General features: G+C 43.9%; 1 protein-coding gene. It reads right to left on the reverse strand.

The genetic code is table 11. The annotated features are described in order from the left end of the window. Positions 1 to 5: 5 nt before the first annotated feature. On the reverse strand, positions 6 to 21,944 hold the full coding sequence (locus tag PGX00_RS11510) for an Ig-like domain-containing protein (RefSeq protein ID WP_272136377.1): 21,939 nt from the start codon (positions 21,942 to 21,944) through the stop codon (positions 6 to 8). Between the last annotated feature and the right edge of the window lie 20 nt (positions 21,945 to 21,964).

The following is a 21,964-nucleotide window of genomic DNA, read 5'->3' on the forward strand; positions in this document are numbered from 1 at the left end:
GTCATCTAGATGTCTGTATCTACTTGACTTTCATTGCCTGCGGCGTCAGTAATGGTAACCACTAAATGGTTGGATGCACTTGTGTCGACTGATGTGGTATCGATTGTCACATCCCCTAAACCGGAAAAACTAGTAATGTCGACATCAGTATTCCCTCCAAGTAACGCACTAATTGAGCTAACACCACTATCATCCGATGAACCGTCACCATCAGTCGCCGTAAAACTCACCGTAGAGCCATCATAAGAAAGGCTCTCATAGCTTGGCGCCACTGTATCAACATTTAACGTACCTGTTGCGGCATCATCCAGCGTATTACCGGTGCTATCGGCAATATCGATACTATATGAGTAACTACCATCAGAAAGCGATGTGCCAACGGTGATACTCCATAAACCATCTTGATCCGCCGTAACATCATAGCTATCACCACCTATTGTCAACGATACTGTTGCGCCACCTTCTGTTGTACCTTCAAAGGTTGGTTGATTATCATTGGTCCAATCTCCATCCGAAAGCACACCGGTATCGTCCGTTGTTCCAGCTGAAACATCGTCGTAAATAGTAAAGTCAGTTAAAGTAGGGTCTTGCGTGTCCACGAGCAGCAGAATATCGAGGTTGTCGATACTATTTCCTGCGCTATCACTTGCTTCAGTTAAATATAGATCTACAGCGCTATCAGTTAACCCTAGGTCGGATTCTACATCTAAGCTCCAAGAACCATCACCCGACACCTCAACATCAATAGTTTGAATGGAATCAATTGTAGTATCACCATCTTCATCTATTGCAAAAGTTAAGCTTAAATCTTCGGTCGCATAACCAGAGATGGTCGTGTTATCTATGGATACGGCTGAAACAGAAGGCGATGTGGTATCAATGATCAAGCTTGTTGTCATTGTCAAGGAAACCGTTGTCACCGTTTCACCTGTTGTACTCACCTCTTTCACCATGATCGAATCAGAAGCATAGGTACCATCACTCAGTTCAAAACTCGAACCAGAGCCAATATACCAAGTTGTTCCACTATCGATTGAATAGAGCCAATTGTTACCCGAAGTCACATCTGAAACATTAATCGTTCCGTCCGAGCTCAGGTTATCGCTAGCGCTATCACCGGTATCACTGTTTAGTGCGATGGAAATACTTGAGTTGGTATCTGTTACTGTAAGCGTAGAAAGCGTCGTTGTTGTTTCGTTTCCTGCACCGTCTGTCACTGTTACCGTTATATCCGTATACGTTCCTGTATCCGATAGAATAAAGCTACTGTCCGATGAGGCATAAGTATCTGGCGAACTAAAAGGTGTACCATCCAACGTGTATGAGTAGGTCCAGGTTGCACCTGACTCTATATTGGAGACGGTTACTGTACCGTCTGTTGTAATGTAATCACCTGATACACCAGTATCGTTAGACAAGCTTAGCGCTACCGCTTCTGGTGCGCTTGTATCAATCGTTAGATCAGAAGATGTCGACAATGAAACCGTTGTCACCGTCTCACCTGTTGTACTCACCTCTTTCACCATGATCGAATCAGAAGCATAGGTACCATCACTCAGTTCAAAACTCGAACCAGAGCCAATATACCAAGTTGTTCCACTATCGATTGAATAGAGCCAATTGTTACCCGAAGTCACATCTGAAACATTAATCGTTCCGTCCGAGCTCAGGTTATCGCTAGCGCTATCACCGGTATCACTGTTTAGTGCGATGGAAATACTTGAGTTGGTATCTGTTACTGTAAGCGTAGAAAGCGTCGTTGTTGTTTCGTTTCCTGCACCGTCTGTCACTGTTACCGTTATATCCGTATACGTTCCTGTATCCGATAGAATAAAGCTACTGTCCGATGAGGCATAAGTATCTGGCGAACTAAAAGGTGTACCATCCAACGTGTATGAGTAGGTCCAGGTTGCACCTGACTCTATATTGGAGACGGTTACTGTACCGTCTGTTGTAATGTAATCACCTGATACACCAGTATCGTTAGACAAGCTTAGCGCTACCGCTTCTGGTGCGCTTGTATCAATCGTTAGATCAGAAGATGTCGACAATGAAACCGTTGTCACCGTCTCACCTGTTGTACTCACCTCTTTCACCATGATCGAATCAGAAGCATAGGTACCATCACTCAGTTCAAAACTCGAACCAGAGCCAATATACCAAGTTGTTCCACTATCGATTGAATAGAGCCAATTGTTACCCGAAGTCACGTCTGAAACATTAATCGTTCCGTCCGAGCTCAGGTTATCGCTAGCGCTATCACCGGTATCACTGTTTAGTGCGATGGAAATACTTGAGTTGGTATCTGTTACTGTAAGCGTAGAAAGCGTCGTTGTTGTTTCGTTTCCTGCACCGTCTGTCACTGTTACCGTTATATCCGTATACGTTCCTGTATCCGATAGAATAAAGCTACTGTCCGATGAGGCATAAGTATCTGGCGAACTAAAAGGTGTACCATCCAACGTGTATGAGTAGGTCCAGGTCGCACCTGACTCAATATTGGAAACGGTTACTGTACCGTCTGTTGTAATGTAATCACCTGATACACCAGTATCGTTAGACAAGCTCAGCGCTACCGCTTCTGGTGCGCTTGTATCCACAACAAGTGCCGCTGTAGACGCAGTTACCGTACTCTCGTTACCGCTAGAGTCTGTCTGTTTAACTAGAATATCGCCTACATCATAGTTACTATCGGTTAGCTCAAAAGTAGCACTATATGTATCTGAACCTGAGTCATAGCTATAGGTCGATGAGCCGACATACCAGTTATCCCCACCGTCTACTGAGTACATCCAACCGTTACTATCTTCAGTAATACCCGTAACCTCGACGGTCGTATCACTGGTGGATTCCCCAGTACCACTTGTATCTTCTGGCATGATTAGCGCTAATGTCGATAGTGAGCCGTCATAGTCAATGGTAATGTTTTCTGTTGACCTATTGCCATAGATATCTGAAACCACAAGTTCGATCTGATACTGTTCATCACTATCACCAACATCCCCAAAGGTAATAGTTTGTTCTCCATCAGTATTTACTATAGTGACCTGTTTAGTCTCAATTTCAGTGCCATTAGCATATAAATAGGCTGTAACGGTAATATCGGAATCACTGGCTGTTGAGACCGTCACATCAAACGTAGAATCACTGGTCTCATATGAAGAGGTATCGGTGTCTTGGGTATAGCTTAAAGAGTAGGTTAAGTCATCAGAAGCAATCGCCTGTTTAACGGTAAAAGCGCCATCATCTGCGGTCTGCTCAGTTTGGTTACCGGCGGAGTCCTCGCTAATCAGTGTATAGCTATAGTCCCCATCAACAAGTTCGGAGAGCTCTAATGACCACTCTCCGGTTATTTCATCATAGCTCACACCATCCGAGGTTTCCGAGTCATCATCTGAACGAACTATGTAGGTTATATCGCTTCCTTCGCTATCTGTAACAACCAAGATAACCTGATTATAATCATCATTTGTTATGTCGATAGTACCACTCAAAGAGACCGTATTCTCTGGCGTAATGGAACCGGAAGAGATAACGGTAGAAAGATCACCTTCATCAATAGCATTGATAGTAATAGAACTTTCTACGGCAACTTCTGGTGCTGATGTATCCACAACAAAACTTACGTACTCATCTGAGGATGAATCTGATGACGAAATAGTTGTCGTGTTCCCAGCGCTATCTGTTGCAGTGATCTCGTAAGAGTATGAACCGTCCGTCAGCACAGCGTCGCCATTACTGATAGTGAAATTACCATCAGCATCAACGGAAACGTTCACTTGGCTCTCATCAAACGTATCACCCGTCGTTTCATTGGTTAAAACAAGAGTAATCGTTGCATCTGCCTCTGTAGCCCCTGAAATAAGATCGCCTGTGACCGTAGATGCAGAAAAATATTCGGTACTGTTTTCTACATCTCCTAAGACATTAAAACTGGAAATAGAAATATCTGTATCGATAACGACTTCTATCGAGTCGGTGCGTCCATTAGAGGTCAGGATAAATTGGTAACCGTCTTCAAGATCATAATCATCGAGATCGATGTCAGAAATAGACCAGCTACCATCAGACGAATCAGAAATACCAGAGTAGTAATAGACTTCATCGCCATTACTATCGGTAAGAGCATCACCATTGGCATCCGCTAAGAATACGATATATTCCGTACTCACCGCTGTAGTACCCGTTAGGGTTACTGAGCTACCGACGCCTACATCACTGTTAATAATAAGTTGCTCTTGGCCACTTTCATCGGTGGTAACTTGTAAAGCCGAATCATTAGCTATGTTGGCATCGATAGTGACCGCCGTCGCGAGGACATTGATGGTTCCGGTATTCGAGGTTGTTACATTCCCTACAATATCCGTGACTTCCACGTAATAATCGTAGCTTGCTCCCGCTTCAAGGCTGATATCGAGGCTATAAGAACCAGATGTAGTCAAATCAACAGAGTGCCATTGACCACCAACATAAATTCTTACGGTTGCTGTGGTGTCATCAACGGTACCTTCTATACGTACCCAGTTGTAATAACTGTCAAGATCCGGCACTTCCGTATCCGCACTTGTCGCGTTCTCAGATGTGACTGCTGAGTCATCGACATAGTCATCGCTATCTCCATCTTCATCGGAATCGGTAAGTGACGATACTTTAACGTATGAAAGGACTGGCGCATCTGCATCTACCGTAAAAGTAACACTGCGCGCTTCGGATAAATTGTCTTCATCAGAGTCTGAATCACTTGCCACAACTACGTATGTATATTCAGCTGAGGTAAGTGTACTGAACGTATAGTTCCATACACCGCTAACATCAGCAGCAGTTGTACCAACAAGGGTCAACCCATCGGACTCATAAATAGTTACCGTTGCATAAGCGTCGGTAACACCAGTAATTGTTGGTGTGGTATCAGCAGTAAAGCTGTCTTCAAAATCATCCCCAGTATCAGAAGCTGCCGCCAGTTCAACAGTGACATTAATCGACTCATCATAGGTTAATGTTTTTTCAAATGCTGTCTCATTGCCGTTTGTATCGATTGCGGTAAAGATAACTTTATACTTACCAAAATCTAAACCTGAACTACTCAAGTCGATGGTATAAGTACCATCACTATTATCAACGATGGAACTGGAATAATCGACACCACCTATTGTCAAACTAAATGACGCAAAATCTAGATTGCTATTCTCATCGGATACAGAAAAAGTAATAGATAGCGTTTCCTGAGAATTCACTACCCACCAGTTATCGCTACTAGTATAAGTATCCGCTGCCACACCATCTGAACTCACTTCATCCGCAGTCAACACTACAGAATCAAAAACAGGTGCAGTGGTATCGTAATCAATGAGATAACCATCACTCGCATCACTATCGTTTCCGGCAAGGTCGGTTGCAATAAAGCTATAGTAATAGGTGCCTTCTGGTACAGAATCATCGTCAGTATCAACGATCAACGTCCAATTACCGTTCGCATCGGCAGATGTCGTTAACGTATAGGAATCTTGTTCGCCAGATGTCGATGTAAAATAGAGCGTGACCGTCGCGTATGCTTCGGCAGTACCTGAGAATGTTAGCTGGTTAAGGTTATAATCTCCGGTATCCGTATCCGTGTATGTAACTGAACCGAGGTCATACCCATCATATGAAGGAGCATCGCCATTAATTAGACTTACGGTTGGTACTGACGTTGCCACATTATCGACAGTAACTGAATTTGTTAGTGTGTTGGAAAAACCATTATCATCTGTAGCCGTTATGGTGTAGGTATACGTGTCATCATCGAGCCCATCAAAAGATAGGGTCCACTCTTGTTGCCCGTCGCTATCGTCTAAATCATTAATCGCGAACGTATAGGCACTAGTACTCAGCGCTGTACCATCCGAATCAACGATCGATATGCTCCAACTCGATACATTGTCATCTATTGTACCGACCGCCTTAAATGTTGACGATTGAGTATAAAAGTCAGCAGTACTACTGCCTTGATAGTCACCTGTTAACTCATCACCAGATGTATTTTCATATTCCGTAAATACGATATTAAACGGATCAATGGTAAAGGTATTTAACGCCGCATAATCTTTTGTTGAGACGCTCGTATCGTCTGTATTACCGGCAGCATCAACCACCGATAAGCTATAGCCAAATGTGGTTTCATCATCGACATTCAAGGTGACATCGGCAACCCATGAACCATCACTAATCACCGTGGCAGAAACCGTGGTACTTACTCCACCACTAACAGCGTCACCGGCTTCATCGACCTCGTAGACGTAAACAGTAACAACATCACCTTCCTCAAGGCTAGAGCCGCTGTCGTCCCCACTAATCGAAACGGTTGTTGATGACGTAACTAAGTCACCAGAGTTTCCATCATCATCGGAGGTTTCCGAAGTATAATCATACAGAGGAGTCACGCTTGCAGAGAGCAAATCTGTTGCGGTAGGTTCTGTAATATCGACTGTTATATCTTCGATAGTACTTGTGGTTTGGTTACCCGAGGTATCTGTCGAGGTGACAACTGCGTAATAGTCGCCTTCAGCTAATAGGTTCGAGGTTACAGACCACACACCGTCAACGTCAACCAGAGTCGTAACGCTATCAACACTGCCGTTAGAGTCGAAGATCTCAACGACAATCGTTGCCCCTTCTTCAGCGGTTCCAGTGAACTCCAGATTCTGGTTTTTCGTTACCTTATCGCTATCATCAGATCCAGTATCACTTGCTGCACTTAGACTCGCAGTAAGTGATGTCGACGTATCCAATGCAAAATAGCCTGCATCAACAATCAATCCATCAACCGTAGGCGTATCAATAACAACATTGCTCGCCTCATTACCAGAGAAATCTTCCGCAACTACTTCGTATTTATACTCAGCAGTACCGCTAGCATCAACAGACAACTCGTCGACCTCAAAACTTACTGTCGCTATACCATCTGCATCTAAATTACTAGAGCCTGTGTACATTTCTGTACCACTAGCATCCGTAATCACGTAGGTTGCGCTAGTCGTGTTAGCCTCTGTGATAGTGACATAATAGATATAAACAGTATTGGCATCGTCTAAATCTGTTATCGTTAAAGTTACAACAGTATCGGCTTCTGCTTGCACAGTAAATACAGGGCTCGATTCACCTAGTAGAGGTACCGTATAGCTGTCATTTCCATCTGTGACGATAGTCGTCAGGGTTGAAAGATCGGCGAGGGCGCCATCTTCATCCGCATCGATATAGGTATCATCTTCTACAGAATCGTCGGGTTGTAATTCAACCACTACATGACTAGGAGCCGTAGTATCGATCTCAAACTCACTACTCACACTTGAGCTATTACCTGCTGTATCTTCTGTAGTCACGGTATAGGTATAAGTGCCATCTTCTGTAAAAGCGTCGTCAGTAACGTTGATCGTCCAAGATCCATCTCCTGAATCCGCATAAGCGGAATAGGTCGCACCGCTTGCAAATAAGAGAGTGACTAGCGCTCCTGCTTCAGCAAAACCGGTAAACGTAGGAGTAGTGCTGCTGGTGATATTATCGGTATCATCACCGCTGTGATCTAAGAAATCACTATCATCGTCACCGTAACCATCATTGGTTGGGTCAACTGGATCTGCAGTATCTAGCTCGAAGCTGAGCGTCGTGGTTCCATCTGTCTCGTAGGTTTGTACGCTGGTATTTCCAGCGAGATCGGTAAGAACAACCTGGTAGGTATAACTAGCGTCATCTAATGATGATGTATCAATATCTACTGTCCAGTTGGTAGCGTCAATATCACCAGTAAAGGAATACAACGATTCATCTAACTCGCTACCATCTTGAGTAAGCAATACAAGTTGAACACTTGCTATTAGATCCTCTTCATCAGAAGAGAAACTGCCCTCTACCGTTACTGTTGTCGCGTTAGAAATGTTGTCATTACGTTGATCATCTGTCGCTTCAGTATAGGTTTCTGCTGCGGTATCCGTTTCAAACGTTAACCCATCGACGGTTGCTTCATCTGGCGCGGTTTTGTCGACAATAAAATCGTAATTCGTTGTCGCATCTTCTGAAGAGAGAGTAACCTCTGCTTCATCTATCGTTACTGTCTGGACGATACCATCATTACCGATCGTTTTGGTGATACCTACTGAGTCTGTCGATGAGATAGTGTATTGATAGGTTGCACCATCAACTAACTGCCCTTCTTCATTTTCATCCTCAACCAGTGAATAAGACCAACTGCCATCTTCTGTTATCTCTATATCGGTAATGACGACATCATCAGCACCTGGGTCATCGCTGCTCAGTGTGATAGTGACAATAGCGCCGGCTTCACCTGTACCAGTAAAAGTAATCTCAGTGCTATCAATTGAATCTTCATTATCGTAAAGCTCTGGATTGGTATAATTAGAATCGTCGTTGACCCCTGAATCTGAATCTGAACTTAACTCTCCTGTTAATTCATTCACTGTATCAACAGTAAATGTTTGGGTGCTACTTACCGTTTCATTTCCAGCTTGGTCTACCACAACGATAGAGTATGTATAATCTCCATCGTCTAGCGAAATGCTTTCATCAGATAGATCAATACTCCAATCACTGCTATCCGCATCAAGATCAACTGAAACGGTATAGGTTACTTCTGCATTATTAGTATCGGTCACGGTTAGATATACGGTTGCCGCACTGTCATCCGTATAGCTACCCTCAAATAGTGGACTGCTATCGGCAGTTTCTGCTTCTGCTGTTCCAGTTTCTGACACCATATCAAAGACTAAGTCGGTTGGAACAGATACATCTATCTCAAAGGTATTGCTATTTGTCGGGGTTATTGTGGTCGTATTACCTGCAATATCTGTCGTTTCAATAGTGTAGCTATAGGTTCCATCTAACAGACCGTCTGATAAACCTTCATCGGTGAAGATAGACTCATATTCACTATCTGATGTATCGATTTGCCACGAAAAGTTTCCATCACCATCGGCATCGGTAGAAGAGACCCTTGTAGTAAACTCAACCACCGAATCTTCATTTTCATCATAGATAGTGACGGTAACAATGGCATCAGACTCGCCATAACCGCTAAATATTGGTGTAGTATTGCTACTTAGGTGATCATAATCATTAACCTCGGATTCAACGGTATCGTCATAGGTATCATTTTCATCCGAATGTTCGTAGCCTTCACTCGTCGAGGTTTCAACAGTAAGGTCGATCTCAAACGAAAGGTTTTCTAAACTTTCGCTATCAGCGTTATCTGTTGTTAAGACAGTAATATTTCCTGATGAATCGATAGCGATAACTTGATAGGTGTACGCCCCCTCCCCTAAATCCGCATCGGAGAGAATATCGTTAACTGAGGCACTCCAATCATAGGTGCCCGCATCATTGGTTGTATCGGAAATCGTTGCAATATAGATATAAGAATCTTCTGTAGAGAGAAGAGATGTAATCTCAGATGAGCTGGTATCTTGATCGATAATCAAAGACGTATCAGTTAATGTGTTGCTATCGGCACTAACCAGCTGCACATAAACCGTTACGGCATCGGCACTTACTGTCCCTTCAAGGGTTGGTACTACATTGGTGATATTATCGTCATTTTCTGACGATTCGTAATAGTCGCTTTCACTAGATAAACCTGTCGTCGAATCTGTATTATCACTAACACCCGTTGCTGTAACAACACTTTCGGTCACATCATACGTCACTTCACCTGTGATTATTTTTTCGTTGCCCGCCAGATCAGTAGAAGAGATAACATAGGTGTAAGTTCCTTCAACACTAACAACATTCTCACCACTAAGAGTTAGTGACCAATCTTCGAGCGTGTCTGCATCTGAATCCGTCGTTACAAATATCGTCGTCTCATAGGAATAGCCAGTGTCTGAGCTGACAAGAGTAAGCGTAATAACATCACCATCTTCCGCTTCACCAGTAAAACTAAACTCACCATTATTGGTGGTGGTTGCAGGCTGAGTCACCGTGACGACGCCATCCGTTTCTGAGGTTGAAGAGATCTCAGCAGAATTAAGTTGTGTTGCGTCTATCTCGCCTGTTAATTCGTTGTTTAGATCGATAGTAAATGTGTAGGTTTCGGAGGTCGTTTGATTGCCAACCTCATCCGTCATTACGACAAAGTAATCCCAATCACCTTCCGAAAGTTCGTCGCCAGATGGAACAGTAACAGCCCAGTCACCAGGTTCACTCACCTCTTCCGTCACCGTCACCGTTTCGGACCCATTGGTTAACGTCAGAGTAATCGTTCCAGCCTCATCGACCGTACCTTCAATGGTCGGTGTTATATCATTGGTATAGCTGTCATCTAGATAATCTCCAGTGTCGCTCTGTTGTGCTAATCCAGTAACGCTGAGCGTGGCAGCACTGCTGTCTACCACAAACTCTTGGCTATCAACCGTCTCTGTATTGTTGGCAATATCTATAAGCGTGACATCATATTGGTAGGTGCCGTCAGCAAGACCTTCGTAATCCACTTCCCAATGGTAGCTGTCATCAACTCCCTCAATGTCGGCTCTGGTCGTGATGGTTTCAACCAAAGTGCGCGTCAAGCCATCATCAGATACCTCATAGATACTGATCTCTACTACTGAGTTCTCTTCTGCTGTACCTGTAAAGGTAATATCACCGTTTGCAGTGGCATCATAGCTACTTCCTTCCCCTGACGTAACGGTTAACAAACCATCAATAGAAGCACTTTCACTCTCATCTTCAAATTGGGTATCAATACCAAATGTAAATACATTCGAACCATCGGTACTATTGTCGGCTGTTAACTCTGTAACGGCCGCTGTTTCAATAGTATCGCCCTCATAGGCGATGATTTTATAGCTATACGAACCGTCGGTGCTGCCATCATCATTGACTAACCCATCCAGTTCTATAGACCAGCTACCATCGTCATTTACCTCGGTGGTATAGGTATAACTACTTTCTGATAGTGCGATCGTAGTGCCATCATTATCGGTATAACTCTCTAACACGACAGAGATAAAATCCGCTCCAACCGCAGTACCTTCGATTTCAGGATCTAGGTTGGTTATATTATCGGCGTTTTCATCGCTATACGTCGTTGCATCACTGTTCGGCTCGGAATCTGAATCATCCGTTAGGCCTTGCGAAACGATGGTGACATCAGAGTCAATATTAACGGTAAACTCGCTCGACACGGTTTTGCTATTTCCTGCTACGTCAGTTGATGAGATACTATAGCTGTAATCCCCCTCATCCAAAGCATCAGCAGCGTCAAGCTCATAGCTCCAAGTCCCATCTGTCGCGGCTTCTATCGTGGTTGTAAATACGATATTAGCTGGATCGGCATCGTCATAAATCGTCAACACCACTTCATCATCATCTGACTCAATGGTTCCTGAGAATGAAGGTGTAGAATCGTTTGTTGTTCTTGCCGGGTTTGTCCACTGCTCGTCCGTATCGGTAGAATCAAGATCCTCAGATGCGACGGAATTTTCATCCTGTTGGTAACCAGAATCCATTTCAGCCGTCATTTCATTCGTAGTGTCGAGTTCGAATGTAAGCGCAGTGGTCTCTTCTGAACTATTACCAGCCAGATCGGTCGCGATAATTGTATAAGAATAGGTGTCGTCAGAATCCAAAGAGCTAAAATCATTTCCATCATATTCGGAAAGGTCATAACTCCAATTTCCGTTTGCATCTGTGGCTATATCTTCTATGACCACCACTTCGTCGCCATCGCTACCATAGACAGTCAGCGTGACAAAGCCTTGCTCGCTTATCGAGCCTTCAAAGGTTGGTACCGTATCATTAGTGATATTATCCGAGTCAAGATCACCACTATCTGAAGCATCACTTAATTCAAATGAGGAGACGGTAGGGTCAGATAGATCAACGTTTAGCGTTTGATCATTCAATACCTTAGAGTTTCCAGCATCGTCTGTAATGGTTAATCCGTACTCGTACTCACCCTCAGCTAAAGAGATATCGATATCCTCATCGGACAGATCGATAGACCAAGAACCATCCTCACTGGTAATGACCGTAGAGACGGTCCCATCATCTATTGCTAAAGTAACCGTCGCTCCTACTTCACCAAAACCATTAAACGTTGGCGATTGTTCGGTGGTATAACCGTCGTCGTTATATGCACCTGTATCACTTTCATCGCTTAATCCACCGCTAAAGGTAATATCAGTTTGGGCAGTAGTGTCATATTGGAAGCTACTAGTTTTGGTTGCGCTGGTATTTCCTGCCAAATCAACGGCCGAAACGGTATAGCTATAGGTACCATCGTTGAGTAGGTTTCCATCTGTATCTAGTAGCCCCGCATCCGAGAGTACGCTGTTGTTGATTAAATCAATAGACCAGTTGCCATTCTCTTCTGCCGTAACCGTAATGGTGATGGCATCACCATTAGAGTCAGTAATCGCTGAACCATCAATTTCAGTAAGCGTAAGTGTAATGACAGAATAAGATTCCGAGGTACCTTCAATCGTTGGGGTAATATTAGTAAGCTGATCGCTATCTAATCCGTCGGTATTGTCACCAATGGTACGTGCAGAATCAGTATCAGAATCAATACCTGAAATCGATAACTCTGAAAGGTTATCAACGGTGAAAGATCCGCGCACTGTTTCGGAAGCACTTGCGGTTTCATTCCCTGATTTATCTGTAATATCGATTGTATAGTTATAGTCGTCGTCAGCTAATTCATCTGTAATGGTAAACGACCAATCTTCGCTATCGCTATTTTCAAGCGTGTAAGAATATAACTCGTTATCGTCATCATCATAGATAGTAATGGTAATTTCTGAGTTTAATTCTGTTGTACCAGAGAATGTGGGAGTTCTTATCTGAGTAATTCCATCAGAATTATAGGTCCCAGTATCGACACTACTTAGATTGCTGAGATCAGCTTCAACCGTTTGTGTAACGGCAGTGTCGGTAGTGATGGTTCCAGAAAGATCCGTATAGGTATCATCGTCGGTTCTGTCGATTATCGTGCCACTTTCATCTTTAACGATATAGCTATAATCATACTCACCATCGCCACTACTCAGAGAAGTCGTAGCATCATATCCTGTTGCCCAAACATTCGCTGAACCATCGATACCAAGATCGCTATCAGTGCCGCTATAGAGATAGCTTTCTGAAACGGTAACACTCCAACTTGTTGAGTCAGTAAACACTGCCTCATAATAGTAACCATCAATGGTTAGGATTACTGTCGATCCTGCTTCTGCCGTGCCACTAAATTCCAGCGGAAATTCGTTGGTGATGAGATCGCTTTCGTATTCACTGGTACGCCCCGAATCTGAATCTAATTGAGCGGTAAAATCATCAACCTGTGTATCTACAGTAAAGTTGTCTGTCTCTGAGCTATCTTCATTCCCCGCAGAGTCCGTCACCTCTATATAGTAACTGTATGTACCGTCATTTAGTGCGTTTTCCTCAGCTTCAGTTAATGTGTAACTCCATGAACTAAGACCATCGTTATCACTATCAGTACTAACGGACGCTTCATAGGATGTTTCATTGCCGTCACTATCTTCGATAACTAACGTCACCGTGGAGTCCGCTTCTACCTCACCGCCAAAGATTAATCCGTCATCATCGATGTTAACCAGGGTATCGCCATTTTCAGAGCCTATAGCCGTAGTACTAGTAATCTCTACCGTCGCGGTAGATACACTGTTGTCATATACGTACGTTTGGTCAAAGCTTGTCTCGTTGCCCGCCACATCTGTCGCTGTGACTGTATAGGTATACTCTTTCTCTTCAGTTAACTCAGTTTCCCAAGTGACACTCCAAGAATAAAGCCCAGTGGACGAGTCATAGCTCTCTGGGTCAACGGTTGCGGTTACTGTGTCGCCTTCAATAGTGACCTGTATAATGGCATTTTCGTCATCTGTGGTTCCGCTAAAGGTTGGCATTTCGACCGTAGTTAGTGCGTCGCTATCTGATACACCAGAGTCGGAACCTGAGTCCAATCCAGCGGTTATTGTTGGAGCAGAACGATCAAGGGTAACGTACTGAGTTTCGGTTGCATCCTGATTACCTGCAATATCAGTTGAAGCAATATAGTAGGAGTAAGTACCATCAGCCAATGCGCTGACATCAATATTATCAATACTCCAATTACCATCAACGTCCACAATAGCCGTATATTCTTCGTCAATATTGTCACCATCATTATCTATGTACAGGGTGACTTTCTGATCAATCTCTCCAGTACCTTCAAATGAGAGTGTATTAGCATTTTCCGTTGCATTGATGTTTGCATTTGTGATGGTATCTGACGCGGTTTCTAACGTATCGCTTGCTCCACCAACATCTCGTCCAGTATCACTATCATCTTCTAGATCACCAGTAACGCTAATTTGCGTGTCCAGCTCTATGGAGATCGTTTCTGTTATTGTATTGCCAGCTGTATCTGTATAGGTCACGGCGAATGTATGCGTACCATCATCAGAACCATCGCTAGAATACGCAGATGTTGTGACCGACCAGTTACCACTCTCATCGGCCGTCGTGGTTAGCACTTCATCAGAACCCACTTCCTGTACAGTTACTGCCATATAAGCTTCAGCTGTACCTGTAATGGTTGGGGTTGTATCTGAAGTAATAGAATCAGCACTCAGATCAGCACTATCTGCGTTATTCACTAATGATTCATCATCAGGTGAAGTATCACTTAGTGTGTCTAGATAGGCGTTAATAGTAATATCTGGGGCAGTATTATCGATTATGAGCGTACCGTTTTCGGTATCCGTATTGCCTGCAATATCTTCTGAAGTAATGGTATAAGAGTAAGTAGCATCTGAATTTAGCCCACTAAAAGCTAACGTCCAACTAGTGGCGTCATCGCCTAACGTGATTGTCTCACTATGTTCATCTGCTGCGTCGCTATCATTCACTAGCGTTACGACAACAATTGAACCTTCTTCTGCGGTACCAGTGAACGTTGGTGAAGTATTGGTTGTATTACTATCGCTACTACTCTCACCCGTATCTATTAATGCATTTTGAGTCAACTGCCCAGAAACAACCGTCGTCGTATCTATGGTCATTAACTCAGAAATAACTTCACTATTCTCTGCGTCATCTGTCGCGGTTAGCGTATAACGATATTCACCTTCTGCTAATGTATACGTGATGCCATCTTCAGCCGCCACAGCACTGAGATCAATACTCCACGAATTATCTGAACCTACTGTTGTTGTGTAGGTAGCAAGTTCGGTAGTCTCTTCATCGTCCGTTCCAGCTTTCGCATCGACAACTGCGATAATTAGGGTAACCGTATCGCCCTCATCCCCCATCCCATTAAACGCTGGGGATTGAACACTGGTATAGTTGTCATTAGCATAGTCGTCATCAGCGTCATTAGTCGTATCAGAATCATCCGATAGCCCTCCGCTGAAGTTCAATTCGGTGTCTATGCTTAGGCTTCCCGATATAGTTTCGCTATTTCCAGCCTCATCCATTGCTGCTATTACATAGCTATAATCATTATCAGTAAGTGAGATGCCATCCCACTCTTCATCTGTAATCGACCAGTTACCACTCGCATCAACACTGGCGATCAGAGAGATACCACCAATCGTCAGCACGACACTACTGCCCACCTCCACAGTACCTGAAAAATTAGGTGTAGAATCGGACGTATCTGAATCTTCGCCCCCAGTGAGGGTTGTCAGTGTTGAGTCTTCCGATACCAAAGCGGCGGTAAAAGTACTCACAGATAGATCTACGGTAAAATCTTCACCATCGATGGTTTCACTATTACCAGCTGTATCCGTAGCGGTAACTGAATAGGTATAATCTCCATCGGTAATCGCTTCACTAGCGTCAACCAGATAAGACCATTCACCAACTTCATTTACCGACGTTGAATACGTATAAGCCGGTGTACTACTGTCTTCGGCGGTATAGACGTTAATCGTGATCTCATCACCCTCAGCATCTCCTGTACCACTGAAAACTGGTGTAGAATCATTCGTTTGAACATCGTCATCCGATTCATCATTGGTTTGAGAATCAAATTGGGTAGTCACACTGATACTTGAGTCAACGGTAACACTGCCCTCTACTTGGCTCGCATTCCCAAGTTCATCGGTTGCAGTTACGGTATAGCTGTAGGTATCGTCATTAAGTACTGAAGTAACTGCAACAGACCATGAATATCCGTCTGTTTCATTACCAGAGATGGTGGCATCTGTATAAATTGTGCCGTCAATTTCTAGGCTTATCGCTGCATTAGGATCATCAATTATGCCACTGATGACCATTTGATTAGTTTCTGAACTTGAATTGTAGTTAGTGATGTCATCGTCAGAGGATTCACCTGAATCGGTCGCGCTATCAAGCGATGCAGTTAACACAGGTCCGGTGCTGTCTATGGTTACAGTACCTGTTTCAGTGTTAATATTTCCTGCATAATCTTCTGAGCTAATGGTATAGCTGTAGGCTCCATCATCAAGCGTATCTTCGGCTAAAGTAATAGACCAACTTTCGTCTGCTACAACTGTAATGGTTTCACTATAATATTCAGTCACACCGTCAGTACTGGTGATAATCACCGTTACTACCTGCCCAGAATCGTCAGCAGAACCATTAAACGTCGGCATTTCATTGGTAGAGAAGTCACCGCTTGTATCTATAACAGGAGCCGTTGTATCTATCTCTATTTCGACACTGCTTTCGGTTGTAAATGTCGATGAGCTTGCTGTCGCAGATATTGTGTAGGTCCCGTTAGTTAACGTTACAGCATCACCGTCGGAATCGATTAAGTGAGTTAGGTCATAACTCCAATATACAAAGGTTTCCCCTCCTACTGACTGAGTATTACCAGTATCGAAATCAATATCAGCCGCATCTACGCGATATTCATTGCCCTCTGAATCCGTGATAACAAGTGCGACAGTGTTACCACTTTGCGTATAACCAGAAACCGTGGGTGTCAAACTTGAGGTAACCATATCCTCATCAGTATCAACACTGACATACCCTGCATTTGTATCGGATAATCCAGTATCGGGTGTTATCTCAAAATCTAGGATATTAGGTAACGTTGTATCAACAGTAAAACTGTCTGTCGTCACCTCTTCATTACCGGCAGAATCGGTGGCCACTATGGTATAGCTGTATACCGCATCCTCTTCCAGGGTCATCGAATCTGAATACCATGAACCGTCCTCATTGATGGTTATGTCAACTTCGGTACCAGTGGAATCACCATCTTTGGTAACGGTGACCGTTATACTTCCGTCTGTTTCAATGTCTCCACTAAAGCTCACTGATTCAGATCCCAAGAATGTTGTGCCATCGTTATCGACAACAAGCGATAAACTCGGGTCTATGCTGCCATTCCACACCACTTCTGTATCTATCGTGATCGTACCGGTTTCTGAATCGGTATTACCCGCTTCATCGGTACTGCTAGCGGTATATTCGTAGGTTACAGTACCCGACTGTTCATCTACATCGGTAGGCGTTAAACCCGACAAATTGAGGTCATCAGCCGACCAGCTCACTATCCCGTCGTCACTACCATCAGCATCATCGTCTTCGACTGCAACGGAATAAGAGGTGCCATTTATAGTGAAGGTAATCGTTGCGCCTTCTTCTGCCGTTCCAGTAACAGTAGGAGAAGTGACATTGGTGGTAAAATCTTGTTCTGAATCCTGATTATCCTCAGTGATGGAGCCTACCGTAATCTCAGTCCCTGAATCGATATAGAGAATATCGCTTACCGACGCAAAATTACCTGCGTTATCTATTTGAGTGAGTGTAAAGCTAAACGAGTCTTCAGTATTGTTCTCAATCTCTTCATCGGTGAGCAACGCATTGTCAACAGAGAGGCTCCATGATCCATCTTCGTTGGCGGTCGTTTGGTATTTATTCCCATCGATCTCAAGAATGATGGTTGCCCCAGCTTCCGCGCTACTTGCGTCCCCGCTAAAGGTAGGTGTAGCGTCAGATGTGAGCAAGTCACCTTCTGTGCCTGTATCCGAGCTATCATCAAGAATATTTGGTGTTATAAGCCCTGTTGAACCGTTAACCGTAAACAGTCCATTAATCTCGGTATCAACAGAAAACTCAATCTGATCAGATGTAGTAACGTTGCCTGCTAAGTCCGTAGCCTCAACCGTAAAATAGTGTTCTCCTTCACTCAGATCACCGGAAAGGTAATCCTCCAGATCAACGTCCCAGTCAACAATACCATCGCCATCATCATCTGCTGATAGTGTTGCTACTATCGGATTGGAGGTATCTCCATCAAGATAAATTACTAGGGTATCAATATTAGTGGCATCTACTGTACCGCTTAATACTGGTCTCGCATCCGTGGTAATGTCGTCTAATTGATCCACATAATCGCTATCGATGCTTTGTACATTGGTAAGTTGATCAGTGGTCAGGTGATCGCTAGATTCATCCAATCCGCCTGTTAGTGGTGATGGTCCTTGATTATCGATGACTAACGTGGCGTCAGTCACCACTGTGTCACTATTTCCTGCTACATCACTGGCGACAATGCTATATTCATAATTCCCATCATTCATCTCGTCAAACGTGATGGTCCAGTTACCTTCACTATCAACCGTGACCGTTTTTACTACGTCTTCTATGCTGCTGTTTTCACTGGTAACAGTGACAGTGATGGTGTCTCCAGTCGTTCCAGTTCCTGTGAATGTTGGAGTACTGTCTTGTGTAATACCATCACTGTTGTCTGACCCGCTATCGCTGTTCTCAATATCACCGGTATCTAATCCACCCGTGGCACTAATAGTTGAGTCAACAGTGATACTGCCACCCAATGTAGACGAGATATTGCCCAACTCATCTGTCGCAACAGCAGTGTAAGAGTAATCCGAATCGGACAGGCTGTAATTAAGAGTAATAGACCAGTCTTCACCAGATATAGAACCACTCACCACCGATGATGCGTCGGCACCTGAATCTTTGTATGCAACACCGTCTGAATCGAGAACGTAAGTAACACCATCTATAGTGAATTCAATAGAGCTGCCTGCCTCTACTGTGCCACTGAAGGTCGGCATTTTATCCTTTGTAATAGCGTCGGTTGTATCACTGCCAGTATCAGAACCTTCGGCTAACCCGACCGTAAATGGCTCAACAGTACTATCTATCGTAAAGGTTATCGCCTCTGTTGCTTCAGATTCGTTTCCAGCAATATCTACTGCAGTTAACGAGTACGAATAAGTACCATCCGATAACTCTGCTGAATCATCAACCACCAATTCCCAATCGCCATTCTCATCGGCCTCAGTACTTTGGGTATAGCTAAATTCGGAGCCATCGTCATTGGTACTATATATCGTGATAGTAATGATAGAATTGGCTTCTGATGTTCCTTCAAGGGTTGGTGTAGTCTCTGTCGTAGTTGTTGCTATATCTGTCGTTACACTCAATTCAGATTGAGTGTCGATGATAATTTCGTGATTAATGTCCTGTGAATTGCCAGCTTCGTCCGTAGCAACAACCTGTATAGTATAATCATCATCCGATAAATTAACGCTATCTCCATCTTCATCAACACTTAGGTCAACCACCCAATTTCCATCTGTATCGGCGTACGTCACATAGCTATAAGAATCAGTTCCATCACTGGAGGTAACCGTAACCTCTACACAAGCATTCGCATCTGTTTCACCACCAAGGCTTGGCTGTGTGTCGTTGGTAATATTATCTGAATCTAAACCCGTTAAACTTGACCCTTCTGCTGATGAGTCCGTATCGGAAGTAAGGCTACTGGTAACGCTGGGTGCGGATGTATCAATAGTAATGATCTGATCATCCGAAACAACAACATTTCCGGCTTGGTCTTCATACTTAAAATAGTAACTATAATCACCATCAGCTATGTCGGTAAATACCTCTGAATACCCATCGGATAGCGTATTGATTGCCCACGATTGAATAGAGCTGCCATCACCCGAAACTGCATCAGCGTATTGACTGGTTGTAGGGGTAATAAAATAGTCGATGCCATCAACGCTGATAACAAGCGTCACTTGAGCTTCATCTTCTACAGTTCCGGTAAAACTTGGCGTTGTACTGCTCGTGATGCCATCGGAAGTTCCACCACTGCTTTCATTGTGATCTCCCGATGTATCAGAGGACTCAGCAAGTAGACCGGACTCCTGCAAGACGTCGGTATCAAGCGTAAAACTTGCTGTAGCCTCGGCTGAAATATTGCCGGCTGTATCGGTCGATGTTACATAATAATTATAGCTACCATCTATGGTGAGTGGAGAAGTTAGGCTTATAGACCAAGTCCCGTCATCAGATGCAGTCGTGGTGTATTCAGAGTAGATAACTTCATCAGAATCAATAGAAAGATCTGGTATATATAGTGTTACCGTAGAACCTGCTTCCGAGGTACCCTCAAACGTTGGAGTGCTATCACTAGTGATGGTGTCACTGTTATAACCACTGGTTTCGTCGTCTTGGTTAAATGAAGCGGCGGTATCTGATTCGAGGCTAAGCATAACGGTTGGCGAGTCTGGTGCTTGGGTCTCGATAATCAGTGTTTCTGTAACCGAAAGCTCCTCGCCTGAAGCCGATGTCGTAGTAACGCTTACCGTATACAAACCATCGGTGTATTCACTTGATAATTCGACTAGATACTCACCTGACGAGTCAGATGTAACGAACTGTTCAAAAGCCGTGTTACCCTCTGCATCTATAAACTCAAAATGCACCTCTGTGTCGGGGTCCGTCTGACCATAAAACGATAGGTCAGTATTGACGTTAGTTACAAAATCGCCAAGAGTACCCGAATCATCTTTGCTATCCAGTAGTAGCGTTAGATAAGAGTCGACATCAGATTCTCCACTGTCTCCCGACTCTTCTTCTACTGCAGTAGTCTCGTCATCTACTGCAGTAGTCTCGTCATCTACTGTTGCAGAACTACTTGAAGACGAGCTGCTTGAACTAGATGCACTACTGGCTACTGTCGAGTCAGAGGTACTAGTTGGTGTAGAGGCGGTGGTGGTGGCAGAATCCGTTATAACACTTTCTGAATTCTCTGTACTGGAAGTGGCCACTGCAGCTTCAATAGCGTTTTCTTGGGACTGAATGAGATCTTCGATAGCTTCAGCAAGTGAAGAGTTAGAAGTCGCGGATCCGGTGTCAGTAAGTTCTGTTCCGGTATCAACATCTACACCATCACCAGCCAACTCGACGATGTAATCTTCAACATCGGAGTCTCCATCTATATTACTATTGCTGAGAATCGCTTCAGCCAGTTCCAACAAGCCTTCTTCTTCGGCTTCCAGTTCAGCTTGTTGAGCAATCAATTCCGCTTGTAGTTTTGCAAGATCAGAAAACTGCTGATCTAATATCTCTTGTCTATCTTCCGCAGAATCATCAACGGTTGCATTCAAAGCAGCAAGTTGACTCTCAAGCGCAACCTGCATTTCAGCCAACTCAGCGGCTTGTTGATCAAGCGCTTCTTGGCGAAGCAGAGCGGCCTCATTCGCTTCCACGTCTAAAGCAGCTTGTTTAGCCTCAAGCTCCGCACGCATCTCAGCCAATTGCGCATATTCTTGTTCTAGAGCCCCTTGTTCAAGATCACTTGTGGTTCCGTCATCATTCAATACACCAAGTTCAGCATCTTCACCAGTCTCTGATTTATCACCATCACCTGTTAAAGCATCAATCTCAGAGCCTTCACCCGCTAAATCACCTTTAACCGAATCACCGGTGGCAAAAAGTTGATTTTCTAAAAAGACGCTAGACGCCATTTCTAGGTTAACACCAGTCTGATTGATGAGGTCGTTCATGGAAAACTCGCCTTCACGTGTTTCCACATTCAGGCTACCGTCAGCAACAGAAATCACGCCATCACTTATGACTTGAACATTACCGTCCGGTAGAGTGACTTCAATATCAAACCCTTTGATATTAATGTCAGAAACCGAGTTAACTACAATCTTGTCCATAACAGAAAGACTCCATACTT

Origin of the sequence: Vibrio algarum (assembly GCF_028204155.1) — a bacterium.
In the GTDB taxonomy this organism is placed as follows: Bacteria; Pseudomonadota; Gammaproteobacteria; order Enterobacterales; family Vibrionaceae; genus Vibrio; species Vibrio algarum.

What these genes read in the sequence shown, in the direction of transcription:
- PGX00_RS11510 (WP_272136377.1), bottom strand. Translation starts at nt 21,944, where the DNA reads ATGGACAAGATTGTAGTTAACTCGGTTTCTGACATTAATATCAAAGGG.